Origin of the sequence: Hespellia stercorisuis DSM 15480 (assembly GCF_900142165.1) — a bacterium.
In the GTDB taxonomy this organism is placed as follows: domain Bacteria; phylum Bacillota; class Clostridia; order Lachnospirales; family Lachnospiraceae; genus Hespellia; species Hespellia stercorisuis.
Window position 1 is genome coordinate 1 of record NZ_FQZY01000097.1, and the last position, 11913, is coordinate 11913.

Genomic DNA, 11913 nt, shown 5'->3' on the forward strand with positions numbered 1-11913 from the left:
CGAGAAATTCATTTTCCTCTTTCAGACGCCGGATTTCTTTATCTTGATCCTTAACGCGTTTGCGGAGCATCGCAAGCTCCTCAGCAAGACTCATCGCACTTTCTGGAGTATGTGCACCATCGCCAATATCCAATGTGCCTGCTCTAACTGCTTTCAGCCATGTATGGATAGTTCCCTCCGGGATACCTAATTCTTTAGCAGCTTTAGCACCACCTATTTCTTTTGCTAACTTAACTGCCTGTACTTTGTATTCATGGTCATATTTACGTGCCATTTTGAGTACCTCCTTATTCTCTTGATTCTATCATGAAATCCTTGAGAATAAGATGTCAACTTTTTTTATACCACACCAAACAGAAACAAGTCTTTTAACGGCGCTTTGGGCACTTTAGGAGGCCTTTTCTAAAATCACTGTTAGAAAGGGCTGAGAAGTTTGCCCTTCCTGCGCGGCAGTCGGGCTTGTTTCACAAAACAACCCACTGATTCGTAAAGGAGAATGTAACTTCATGTTTGCTAAAAATTCAAAGGCATATTCTGTCTACCTGCTGTTCCGATTTGTCTTTTCCCTGGCGGTTTCTATGTCCACAGTGCTTTCCATCGTGTACCACCTGGAGGTGGTGCAGCTGGATGCTTTCCAGCTTGTCCTGGTAGGGACGGTTCTGGAGACCTCCTGCTTTCTGTTCGAGATACCCACCGGTGTGGTGGCGGATTTGTATAGCCGTCGGCGCTCGGTGCTGATTGGAATGTTCCTCTACGGCCTGGGCTTTCTGATGGAGGGTGCGCTACCGTGGTTCGCGCCGGTTCTGCTGGCCCAGGTTGTCTGGGGTTGCGGTGATACCTTCATCACCGGCGCTCTGGAGGCGTGGATTGCCTCGGAGGAAGAGGACAAACCCATAGACAAGGTGTTCCTGCGGGGCAGTCAAATGGGGCAAATCGGCGGCGTTCTGGGCGTGGTGCTGGGCACACTGCTGGGAAACATAAACCTGCAAATGCCTGTCATCTTGGGGGGCAGTTTGTGCTTGTTGTTGGGGCTGGTGTTAGTTCGCATCATGCCAGAAACCAACTTCTCCCCTGCTATTGAGGAACGGCAGGGCTTGCTTAAAGACTTTGTCTGCCTGTTCAAGCTCAACCTGGGCTTTGTGAAAGGCGCACCTGTGTTGCTGGCGCTCTTAGCAATCACACTATGCGGGGGACTTGCCAGTGAAGGCTTTGACCGGCTCTCCACCGCTCATTTTCTGGATGACACGGTAATACCCGTTATCGGGCCGCTGAACAGCGTCACTTGGTTCGGTGTTATCAGTCTTATCGGCAGCGGCTTAGGTATTCTGGCTTCTCAGTTGCTCATCGCCCGCATGGAGAAAAAAGGGACTGTCAGCCGAACCAGTGTGGTCATGTCCACCAGCGCCGGGTATATCCTGTGCCTGGTTCTCTTCGCGGTGGGGCGGAGCTTTTGGTTCATGTTGTTGGTGTTCCTGCTGGCGGGGCTTATGCGCACCATCAAGGAGCCTGTGCTGGCCGCCTGGATGAACGACCATGTGGATGAGAAAATGCGCGCCACAGTCTTTTCCACCAGCGGACAGCTGGACTCTTTCGGGCAGATCATCGGCGGGCCTATTGTGGGGCTGGTAGCCCAGCAGGTGTCCATACCCTGGGGGCTGGTCTGTACCGCTTTCCTGCTGTTGCCCGCGCTGTTCTTAGTGCCGGTGGCGGGAAAGAAGCGGGATTGATATGGCATAGTTAAGTTTACTGACGAGCGGGAGATTACTTCCGCTCGTCTTCATTTAGTAGCGCAAAATTTGAGGACTCTTTATTTCCTTATTCGGTATAGCGGAGGCGGCTGTCAATTCGACATAATTTTCTTGTGATACTTTACCGTACATGAGCATTCGCACCCGGATTGTCGTTACCATATCCCTCCAGAAGATTGATAACGCCCCAAATGCCTAAGCCTGCTCCAAGAGCGATAACAAGGGTCTGCAATACGTTTACTGCGCTGTTGAAAAATGCCATATAATATCCTCACTTTCTGCCGCTTTGCGGCGATAAAAATTGTTTGTTTTTGGTTTTGGGTATGAAAAAAGCCGCCTGTGTTCGGCGGCTGCGTCCTCGCGCTGCTTAAACTGCTGCGGCGCGGCGGTATTCAGTTGTCATTTTTGTAAGGGTTGATACGCTGCGGCTTCCTGCCACGCTCCAAGTAGGGGCGCGTACCATATAGCCCGTGTTTACAGTTCGGATAGATTACCACCTCCCTTTACGGTGCTGCGTCCTCCTGTACGTCGATTTCGTAGTAGTCAAATACTTCGTCCGGCTTTACGATAGCGGGGCGGCGTTTGATATGCTTTTCCATGTCAAAGGCGTTTTTCGGGTCTGCGTCGGACAGGTACTTGTATTTCGGGTGCTTCGTGATGTCGTACTTATCAGAGAAGAACGGGCGCACACCTCTAAGCTGCAAGATACATTTCCCGCCGTCCATGACCGCGATTTCGTCCTGCGTCATAAGCTCTTTGCCTAACTTCTGATAGTTCAGCCCATGCGAAAGCTCCCGCCCTCTGGTTTCGGAAGTGTTGAAGCTGTCAATCGTTTCTTTGCCTAAGATTTCCGATATTTCTTTGAGCGTCGTTTTTTCCTTGCCGCCCAAGAAAAGGGTCGTGTCGCAGTTGCCGACTATGGTATCGGCGTTGTCCTTGTAGATTGCCTTTAGCTGCGACTGTGATTGCAAAATAATAGAAGCCGATATTTCGCGGCTTCGTATGGTCGCTATGAGCTTTTCAAACTTCGGGATTTGACCGATATTCGCAAATTCATCTAACAGGCAGCGCACATGAACAGGCAGCCGCCCGCCGTAAACATCGTCGGCTTTGTCGCATAACAAGTTGAAAAGCTGCGTGTAGAGAATGGAAACAACAAAATTGAAAGTGTCGTCGGTGTCGGAGATGATAACGAACAATGCCGTTTTTCTATCTCCCAAAGTGTCAAGCTCCATTTCGTCGGTTTCCATGAGTTCGCGCAGTTCCCGTATGTCAAAGGGGGCTAACCTTGCGCCGCAGGAAATAAGGATTGACTTTGCCGTTTTGCCTGCCGCAAGTTTGTACTTCTTGTACTGCTTGACCGCAAAATGTTCCGGGTCTTTTTCTTCCAGACGTTCAAACATGAGGTCTACCGGGTTCTTAAAGTCCTCGTCGTCCTCGCGGGCTTCCGACGCATTTATCATTTCAAGCAGCGTCGTAAAGTTCTTTTCCTCGTCGGGGGCTTCGTACCAGATATAGCCGATAAGCGCGGTATAGTAGAGCTTTTCAGCTTTTACCCAAAAATCCTCGCCGGATTTCTCCCCGTCGCCTTTGGTGTTGGCGATAATGGTATTGACTAACTTCAAAATATCCTTTTCGCTCCGCAGATAGGCAAAGGGATTGTATTTCATGGATTTTTTGAAGTTAATCGTATTCAGCACTTTGATTTTGTACCCGCCCCGCTGTAAGAGCTTCCCGCACTCGATTAAGACGGTGCCTTTCGGGTCGGTAACAACATAAGAACTGTGCATTTGCATAAGGTTGGGCTTTACGAAAAAGCGGGTCTTGCCGCTGCCGGAACCGCCGATAACAAGAATGTTTTTGTTTCTTGCATACTTCGGCTGCTTCGGGCGGCTGCTCATCATCAGCCTTTCGGTCTGCGTCAGCAGCACATTATTTTCAAATACAGGGTCGATATACGGCTTTATATCCTCCGCGCCGCCCCATGAAGCGTTTTGTCAAGTGTTATTTGGAGTTATTGACGCACAATCAAGGCGAAAGCGCGAAAGTGCAAAGCGCAAAGGGTCTGCACTTTGCGTTTTCAGCTTGCGGGTTCGGGCGGCTGCTTCTTCTTGATGAAGTTGTACCATTGACCGCCGACGCGCCTTGCGCCCAAAACACCGCCCATGTTGCGCTTGGCGTTCTGTACCGTCCTCTCGGATATTCCGGCTTCGGCTGCGGCCTTTACAAGGTCCTCGCTGGCAAGCTCTTTCCCGTCTGCAAGCAGGTCAAGTATCAGCCGTTCCGCCTGTTCGGTCTTGGTGGCGGTGTTGCCGCCCGCGCCGGACAGCAGCTCGTCGGCGGTAATGTCATACTCGCCTATCCACGAAAAGCCCGTTTCCGGGTCAAGGCAAAAGGCTATGGGCTTACCCTCCGGCGCAAGAGAAGATTTGTCATGGACGATAACGCGCACATTCGGTTCCCGTTTCACGCGCCCGATCAGCAGGACGCTCCTTGCTGCGGCGCGGAAGTCGATGGAGCCTAAACCCCGGTAGGCGCTCTGTCCTCCGGCGGCTTTGTTGAGGTGTCCGATTAGGATAACGGCGCACCCGGTACGCTCGGCAATCTCGGCAAGGCGGCGGAACATGGGGCGTATCTCGTTGGCCTTGTTCATGTCGGTTTTCTCGCCCACATACGCCTGTATGGGGTCAAGGATAATCAGCCGCGCCCCGGTCTGTCGGATAGCTCTCTCTATGCGCTCATCGGACAGGGAAAGCCCCTGCTTGCTCTCGTCAATGACAAGAATGCGGTCAAGGTCTGCTTCGGCTTCCATAAGGCGGGGCTTGATGGTGTCGCCCAAACCGTCCTCGGCAGTCTGGTAAATCACATTGAACGGCTCATGCACTGCCATGTGGGGGAACGGCTTGCGGTTGGTACAAGCGGCGGCAAGGCGTAGGGCAAAGGTGGTCTTGCCCTCGCCGGGGTTGCCCTGCACAATGGTTACTTTCCCAAAGGGGATATACGGCTCCCATAACCATTCGACGGTCTGCGTGTCCACCTCGCTCATGCGGATAATCTCAACGGTTTCTTCCTGCGGCGGCTCTTTCAAGCCGTAGACCGCTTCTCGCAAATACTTCCCGTCTGTGATTTCTGCCCGGTGCTGCAATACCTCGTTCCAATCCTTGAAAAGAGGGATAAGCCGGTGGACGGTGTAGCCCTCCGGCATGAGCTTCACAAGGCGGCTGCAAGCGTCGTTTCCGGCTTCGTCGCTGTCAAGGCAGAGATAAACGGTCTTGATGTTCGGACGGTCAGAGAGAAAGCGGAGCAGGGCTTTTTCTCCCACGCCGCCCAATGACAGGTAGCTTTGCTTCTGCCAATCCTTTTTGAACAGGCAGAGGAAAGAAAGCAGGTCAACGGGGGCTTCAAAGACAAACACTCTTTCGCCCTCGCCCCGGTAGCAGAAGTTAAAGGCTTTGTCGCTGCCTTTCACATCAAGGCGGAAGTTTCCCGCCGTTCCCTTGCTGTGGGCGTAGCGCGGTATTCCGTCCTCGTCCCGCCCCACAAATACGGCGTTGTGGTGGGCTGCGTCCTCGTAAATATCGCCGCTGGCAAAGAAAAAGCCCGTCACATCTTCATCAATGCGGCGGGCGGCTGTGAGGTAGTTCCTCGCTGTTCGGTTGTCGGGGCTGCGGGGCGGTAGCCGGAAGTCGGAGAGGGGCGCGGAGCTTGGTCTATCCGGCGGCGGTGCGGCTCCCTTTTCTCCTGTGAGAAGTTCAACGGCTTCGGTAAAACTCTTGCCAAAAAACTCCATGACAAAATCAATGGGGCCGCCGCCCTTGCTCTGGCTGTGGCGATACCACTTGTTGCCCCGGACGGTCAAGCTGTCGTGCCGTTTCCATCGGTATTCCTGTCCGGCGCGTTCCAGCGGTTCCCCCTGCGATTGCAGGAACAAAACAAGGTCGGCTTGGTTCGCCCGGTCTATCTGTTCTTGGGTGTAGTACAAAAAACTCACTCCTTTCATCGGTCTATGTCGTGCCGCTTTGTGCGGGTCTGTGTCTGCTCCGGCTGGTCGGCGCGGAGTGCAATATCCACGCATTTGCGGATTTTTTGAAGTTCGGAAACATCGGCGCGGGTATCTTTCAGTTTGGCATAATCGCTGTCCCTCTGTGTTTTGAGGTCGGCATATTCCTGTTCCCATTCCGCAATAGGCAAGGTCTTTGTTCCTTTCGGCAGATTTGCATGGAGATAGCGGCTTGCTGCGTTCCATAGGGTCAACTCGGCGCGGTGGGCTTCCTCGTACTTGTCGCGCTTGTTTGTCCAGCCGTTTTGCAGCTTTTTCAGCTCATCGTGAACGGGCTTGTACTCGGTGTAGTTCTTCCCGTATTCAATCAGCTTTTGCAGCTTCTTCATGCGTTCCTCGGCGGTTTTCATTCCTGCCCGGATAGTGTCGGCCTGTTCGCTGACAGAGGAAAGGGCTGCGTCCAGCTCATCAAGGGTAGAGATACCATGCTCGGTCAGATAGTTGACCGCTGCCGCTATGGTTTTCAGTTCATCGGCTGTGTGCTGTTGTTGCCAACGCTGCGAATACTTCCGGCTCTTTTCTCTCTGAACGCTCAAATACTTCATCAGCAGATTTGCAAGGCCGGGGGATTGTTGCGGCTGTTCCGGGGCGGTTTCCCACGCTTTGAACAGGTCGGCAATCCATTCTTTGAGCTTTCCAATCTGCGCTCGGATTTCCCGTATAAGGCGGTTTGCCTTTTGGATATTCCGGTTCAGTTCGCCTTTCTCGGTGGCAATACCTTTCTTCTCCATCTGGCAAGCCGCCACGCCCATGTGGACGGTGGGTATCTCGCCAATGCCGCGCTCGGCGTTGCTGCGGTGGTCGATACGCTCCGGGCTTCCGGCTCGTTCAAGGTAGGCGTTTGAAATATCCGCCCATGCCTTACGCCACAAGAGGGCGTTGCCCTTGTCGTTCCAGCCGGTCAGGTCAACTTTGTGCGTCTTGTATCTGCCGCTTGGCAAGCGGATACGCTCGCCGTTTTCATCAAGGTCATATTCCTTTTGGGACTTTGCCGCCCATGCGCCGCGCTCGTCAAGGGGGCGCATGGTAAGCATGATGTGACAATGGGGATTGCCCTTGCCGGTGTCGTGAATGGCATAATCAACGCACATTCCTCTGGAAACAAATTGAGAGGAACAGTATTCCCGGACAAGTCGGATTTGTTCCTCTCTGGATAACTCTATGGGGAGCGCCGCGTCAATCTCTCTGGCAAGCTGGGCGTTCCCGGCTTTCTCGTAAAGCTCCACGCTGTTCCACAAGGTTGAACGGTCAGAGAAAGAGGGCGGGGCGTGGGGTGGCAGCATAATTTCCGTATGGACAACACCGCCTTTGCGGGTGTAGTCGTGTGTCATTCCGTCCCACTCATTTGTCAGCTTTTCGCCGCTTCGGTAGGCGGCTGCGGCAACGGCTGATTTGCCCTTGCCCCGGCTGACAATGCTGATATTACAATGATAGATGGCTATGGGTATCACCTCCCGGATAAAATGAAAACCCGCAAAAATGGTACAGACGCCAAAGGCGGGTATACTGTTTTTGTGGGTGTGCAGGGATAGCCGCGTAAGCGGCGCAAGGGGTGCAGCCCCTTGTTGCGGCAAAGCCGCCAATGTCGGTCAGAGAGGGAAGCAAGCGGCTTTCTCTCTGTGCCGACAAGCCCTCGGCAGAGCGCACGCACCCGTAAGGGTGTATAAGTGCGCCCTTTGTACCAAAGGGATTATTCGCTTTTCCCGCCCTCGGTGCGTTTTTTCAGATAGCCCCGCGCTTCCTCGCTCGTCAGGGCAAGCCGGAGAAAGGCGGCGGCTTCTTCGTCGGTCATGGTCTTTGCTTCTGGCACAATGCTCTCAAAGACCGCACCCCGGACGATCAGCCGATGGCTGCGCGTCCTGCGTTCCTCTTGGGATAACTTTTGCCGCAACACCTTTTCCCGATTTTCAAGCTGCCGGATTTTCTTCTTCCCGTCCTCAATCTCGGCTTGCAATTCCTCGCGTTTTTTTCTCTCGGTTTCGTCATGGGTGGTCACTCCTTTCTACCTGTCGGCATAGAAAAAGGACAGTCGATTTCCTCGGCTGTCCTTTTGATTAGGGTGTTTGGTTTACTCCGTTCTGCTCAATAAATGGGAATATTAAATATCAATACGCCCTTTAATACATTCCTATTAAAACATCAGCTTCGATTGTCAAATGTGTGAGAGTACGCCAATCAACGCAATCTTTTTCAACGCAAAAGAGAAGCGGCGTCATTTCAATAAACGACATTCTTTGTTCTGATGACAACTGTACGGTGGCTGAAACCGTTTCTCTTGAAATGGTTTTAAGATATTTCTCAAAATATTCAACGACAGACTCATTTGAATAATCTGGATTTTTCAAGTGTGCTTGCACTTTAGTCCTGATTTCCCTCAAATGATTTTTCGTAGGAATTACTTTCACAACATATCCGTTAGGAGATAGCAATCGCTGAAATTCTTTGTAGTGTGCAGGCGAAAATATGTCTAAAATACAATCCATACTTCCGTCTTTCAAAGGGATTTTTGATAAGTCAGTAACAAACCACTTCACTGCTTTGCGCTTGTCTTTTTTTGATGCAATCTGTATTGCCTCCCTTGACAAGTCAAAGGCAAAGATGTTTCGTTCTGTTCTTTGCTGTATCTGCCTTGCATAGAAACCCTCGCCGCAACCAACATCTAAAATGTTTCTTATAGATGGCGTATCAGAAATAAACTGTATGATTTTCTCCAACACAACATCATACATGCCATACTCCAAAATTTGGTGCCGGTTGTCAAAAGACCGCTTGCTGTAGTTGGTTTTGGGCGATGATTTTAACAACAAATTTACATACCCATATCTTGAAATATCAAAGCAATGTCCATGTCTACAAATTAGGCTATTGCCTTGTATATCCATTGATTTTGTGCAAATTGGGCATTGAAAATAAACCTTGCTGTCTGCAAAGCGTGATAAATTATTATTCATTTGTTTTTCCTCCGTAATTACATCTCTGCTTCAATAAGCGAGTTATGCAATACGGATAACCGCAACATAACTCGCGGTTTTATCTTAATCTCATAAATGTAACCATTGTGTTGTCCTCCAATCAATTCCGCAGTATTACTCTGCTTTTAGAAAAAGTATAGCACAAAACTATGAACATTTCAACTCTATTTCAGCCTGTCGGCGACGTTGCTCTCTCTGGCATACCGCCCGCCGTTCCTCGCTGTATGGGGCGGTCAGACGGAAAGAGAAGCGGCCTTTCTCAATGTCAAACTCCATGCAGCCCGTTTCCGGGTCTGCGTCAGTCTGCTGGCAGATCGCCGGATAACGGCGGCTGTATGCAAGCAGACGCTTTTTCAAGGCGGTGTTGTGGGTGCGGATATGGATAAGGGGGTCTTTCTCGTCAAACCAAATATCGGTGGTCTTTTCCTGCTTGGTAAGCCCTGTTCTCATGCAAACTCCTTTCTGTGCCCCTGTTACGCAATAGGGGCATTTTTCGGGTGTTTTCTCCGGCTCTTGACTTGGAGAAAACGGCGTTTTTGACGATAAAAACCGCCCGGACGTGGAATGTATCGTCGGGGCGGCTGTTATCGCAAGATTTCCGATTTTTCCGGCTCTTGACCGTCAGACGCAGATAAACACGAACTGTCGGCAAGTATCGTCTTGAGCAGCTTGTCGCGGAATGTTTCTGTGCTGCTGTGATTGAAAAATAACTCCGCAACAATAGTCTGCCCGTTTCTCTGCGTCGTGATAATACTGTCGGGGTTCCGGGGCGCGGTGGGCGTCCCGTTCTGTTCTGTCATAGGCGGCTCCTTTCTCCGGGCGCAAAAGAGGGACTTCCCGTAGCCGGAAAATCCCTCTTGGTTGTCGGTTATTCTGTTTTACTGTGCGGGCTGTGCGGCGGCGGTCTGCGCCTTTCTCCTTGCCCGGTATTCCCGCGCCTTGATACGGTCATACTCCCGCTGCTTTTCAAGGTTTCGCGCCCGGTACTCCCTTGAATACTGCCGGTGATAGGCGCGGCTCTTTTCCTTTTTGGCTTCTTCGATTTCCTCCCGCATTTGCCGGATTTCCTGCTCCGTTGGCTCTGTAAGCTGTGTCACTTCGTTCTCAAATTTGCCGATATAGTTGAAATATATCCCGATGTGCTGAATGGCTTGTTTTGCCCTTTTCTTGTCGCGCTCATGCACTTCAATCCGGCTGATAAACTCGTTGAGAATGGCGGGGGTCAGGTCGGTAAAGGCAGCGTAGCGTTCCGTCAGCTTCAAAAACTTCTGCGCCCGTCCGCCCGCGTTCTCAAAAGCGGATAGCTGCTCTTGCAGCTCGGCAAGCTCCGCTTTCAGCGCATAGTATTCTTCTGAATACTTCTGCGACATTTGCTCATAGCGGTCTTGCGGGATCGTGCCGAGGGCGTTGTCCTCATAGAGCTTGTTCAGCACCTTGTCAATCTGTTCAAGGCGCGTCGTGATTTGCGGGATACGCTTCTGCTGTTTCTTGGTCTTGTCGGTCTGCTGCATGGCAAGGTTCTTTTTCACTAAGGCTTCAAATTCCGCCCAGTTGCTGATAGAATAGTCCTCGATTTTCTTCAGCACTTCCGCGATGGTCTGCATGAGCAAATCCGCGTCAATGATGTGCGGGGAATTGCATTTGGGGTTTTTGGCTTTTCCCTTGTGGTACTCGCTGCAATAGGCAACATGACGCTTGCCGCCATTCCGATAATCTATGCGAATGTGCATTTTCGCACCGCAATCCTTACAGAAAAGCAAGCCCGACAAAGGGTGGATTTCCCCGTCCCCGTTGGGGCGTTTGACGGGCGCATTTTCCAAAATCCGCTGTACGGTTTCAAAGTCGGTGCGGTCAATAATCGGCTCATGCACATTTTCGGTTATCTGCCATTGGCTCCGGTCTACATAGTGGTTCCGCTTGTCGCGGAAGTGCTTTGTGGTCTTGAAGTTGACAACATCACCGCAATACTCCTGCCGTGTGAGGATATGGGTCAGGGTGGCTTTGTTCCACTTATAGCGGTTGGCCTCATTGAGCGCCCTGTTTTTACAGGTTCCCCGCCCGCGCTCTTTCATGTAGAATGTGGGCGTTGGGATTTGCGCCTGCGTGAGATATACGGCAATTTGGTTTCGGTTTTTTCCGTCCAGAAACAGGCGAAAAATCAAACGAACAACTCCGGCGGCTTCCTCGTCGATAATCCAAAAATCCTTGTTGTCCGGGGATTTGACATAGCCATAGGGGGCTTCGGTGGCAATCGGCTTTCCACTCATGCCCTTCGTCTTAATGCCGGTCTTTACTTTCTTGCTGATGTCCTTTGCGTACCACTCCGACATGATGTTGATAAAGGGCGCAAACTCCAATGTATCGGGCTTTTCGCTGTCTATCCCGTTGTTGACTGCGATAAAGCGCACATTGTTCCGTCTGAATATCTCCATCGCATTGCCGACTTGGAGATAGTCACGCCCCCAGCGTGTCAGGTCTTTCATAATGCAGACACCGATTTTCCCGTTCTCTACATCGTCCATCATGCGGGAGTAGGCAGAACGGTCAAAAAATCTGCCGCTTTCGTCATCGTCAATGTAGTGCCGGATATTGGTTAAGTGCTGCCCTCTGGCGTAGTTCTCCAAAAAGATTTTTTGGTTCTGTATCGAGTTACTCTCACCGCCGTCCCTGTCCTCGTCGCCCACGGAAAGGCGGGAGTAAAGGGCTGTAATTTTACTATAATCAGTCATGTGCATAACCTCCTGTGCGTCCATATAGGCTTCCTTTACACTTAAAATTATGCACTCCAACGTGCAGAACCGTATTCCATGCCTTTTCGGTACTTCTTCGCGTTCTTGCCTTTCATGTAAACGGCAAGCCGGATAATGACCGCCCCCGCAATGCCGATAAGCAGATCGGCGGGGTGCAGGCTCGGCGCGATACTGGAAAAGGCGGCGGCAAAGCCCGTCCCAAGCTGCAAGAGCTTTTCGCTTGCGTCTGCGCCGGGGGTAAGGCGTATTGCTGCGCCTATCTTGTCAAACAGATAGACAAAGAGCAGATTGGTGTGGTATAAAAAAAGTTGACATCTTATTCTCAAGGATTTCATGATAGAATCAAGAGAATAAGGAGGTACTCAAAATGGCACGTAAATATG

General features: G+C 51.3%; 10 protein-coding genes and 2 pseudogenes. 1 reads left to right on the forward strand and 11 read right to left on the reverse strand.

The window, feature by feature from the left end; translation table 11 throughout:
* A partial coding sequence (locus BUB85_RS19195; RefSeq protein ID WP_073113130.1) for a transposase occupies positions 1 to 274 on the reverse strand: 274 nt, incomplete at its 3' end.
* 232 nt (positions 275 to 506) lie between these two features.
* Between BUB85_RS19195 and tet(40) the strand changes: the two genes are divergently transcribed.
* On the forward strand, positions 507 to 1727 hold the full coding sequence (tet(40), locus tag BUB85_RS19200; protein WP_002578914.1) for a tetracycline efflux MFS transporter Tet(40): 1221 nt from the start codon (positions 507 to 509) through the stop codon (positions 1725 to 1727).
* Positions 1728 to 1869: 142 nt separating this feature from the next.
* On the opposite strand, the gene BUB85_RS19205 is transcribed toward tet(40), so the two are convergent.
* From BUB85_RS19205 to BUB85_RS19250, 10 genes and pseudogenes are all read right to left on the reverse strand, one after another.
* Positions 1870 to 2010 carry a Maff2 family mobile element protein gene (locus BUB85_RS19205; RefSeq protein ID WP_002584976.1) on the reverse strand — a complete coding sequence of 47 codons (141 nt, stop codon included), beginning with the start codon at positions 2008 to 2010 and terminating at the stop codon, positions 1870 to 1872.
* Positions 2011 to 2251: 241 nt separating this feature from the next.
* Positions 2252 to 3742, reverse strand: a pseudogene (locus BUB85_RS19210) (VirD4-like conjugal transfer protein, CD1115 family); the annotation flags it as partial.
* An 86-nt stretch (positions 3743 to 3828) separates the two neighbouring features.
* Positions 3829 to 5730, reverse strand: coding sequence for an AAA family ATPase (locus BUB85_RS19215; RefSeq protein WP_002584966.1), 1902 nt, complete (start codon positions 5728 to 5730; stop codon positions 3829 to 3831).
* A 14-nt stretch (positions 5731 to 5744) separates the two neighbouring features.
* Complete coding sequence (gene mobQ / locus BUB85_RS19220; protein WP_131743550.1) at positions 5745 to 7259, reverse strand: MobQ family relaxase; 1515 nt, start codon at positions 7257 to 7259, stop codon at positions 5745 to 5747.
* 239 nt (positions 7260 to 7498) lie between these two features.
* Positions 7499 to 7804: a DUF3847 domain-containing protein gene (locus BUB85_RS19225; RefSeq protein WP_002584968.1), complete on the reverse strand. Its 306-nt coding sequence runs from the start codon at positions 7802 to 7804 to the stop codon at positions 7499 to 7501.
* A 121-nt stretch (positions 7805 to 7925) separates the two neighbouring features.
* Complete coding sequence (locus BUB85_RS19230; RefSeq protein ID WP_002584969.1) at positions 7926 to 8759, reverse strand: methyltransferase domain-containing protein; 834 nt, start codon at positions 8757 to 8759, stop codon at positions 7926 to 7928.
* A 168-nt stretch (positions 8760 to 8927) separates the two neighbouring features.
* The gene (locus BUB85_RS19235; RefSeq protein WP_002584970.1) at positions 8928 to 9230 is read right to left on the reverse strand and encodes a hypothetical protein; all 303 of its coding nucleotides are present in this window, start codon (positions 9228 to 9230) and stop codon (positions 8928 to 8930) included.
* 134 nt (positions 9231 to 9364) lie between these two features.
* Positions 9365 to 9580, reverse strand: coding sequence for a transposon-encoded TnpW family protein (locus BUB85_RS19240; RefSeq protein ID WP_002584971.1), 216 nt, complete (start codon positions 9578 to 9580; stop codon positions 9365 to 9367).
* Positions 9581 to 9658: 78 nt separating this feature from the next.
* Positions 9659 to 11509, reverse strand: coding sequence for a recombinase family protein (locus BUB85_RS19245; protein WP_015572847.1), 1851 nt, complete (start codon positions 11507 to 11509; stop codon positions 9659 to 9661).
* A gap of 56 nt (positions 11510 to 11565) precedes the next feature.
* Positions 11566 to 11865 (reverse strand): annotated as a pseudogene (locus tag BUB85_RS19250) (VirD4-like conjugal transfer protein, CD1115 family); the annotation flags it as partial.
* Positions 11866 to 11913: the final 48 nt, after the last annotated feature.

Coding starts and splice junctions, on each gene's coding strand:
- BUB85_RS19205 (WP_002584976.1), bottom strand. CDS start 2,010: ATGGCATTTTTCAACAGCGCAGTAAACGTATTGCAGACCCTTGTTATC.
- BUB85_RS19230 (WP_002584969.1), bottom strand. CDS start 8,759: ATGAATAATAATTTATCACGCTTTGCAGACAGCAAGGTTTATTTTCAA.
- BUB85_RS19235 (WP_002584970.1), bottom strand. CDS start 9,230: ATGAGAACAGGGCTTACCAAGCAGGAAAAGACCACCGATATTTGGTTT.
- BUB85_RS19240 (WP_002584971.1), bottom strand. CDS start 9,580: ATGACAGAACAGAACGGGACGCCCACCGCGCCCCGGAACCCCGACAGT.
- BUB85_RS19245 (WP_015572847.1), bottom strand. CDS start 11,509: ATGACTGATTATAGTAAAATTACAGCCCTTTACTCCCGCCTTTCCGTG.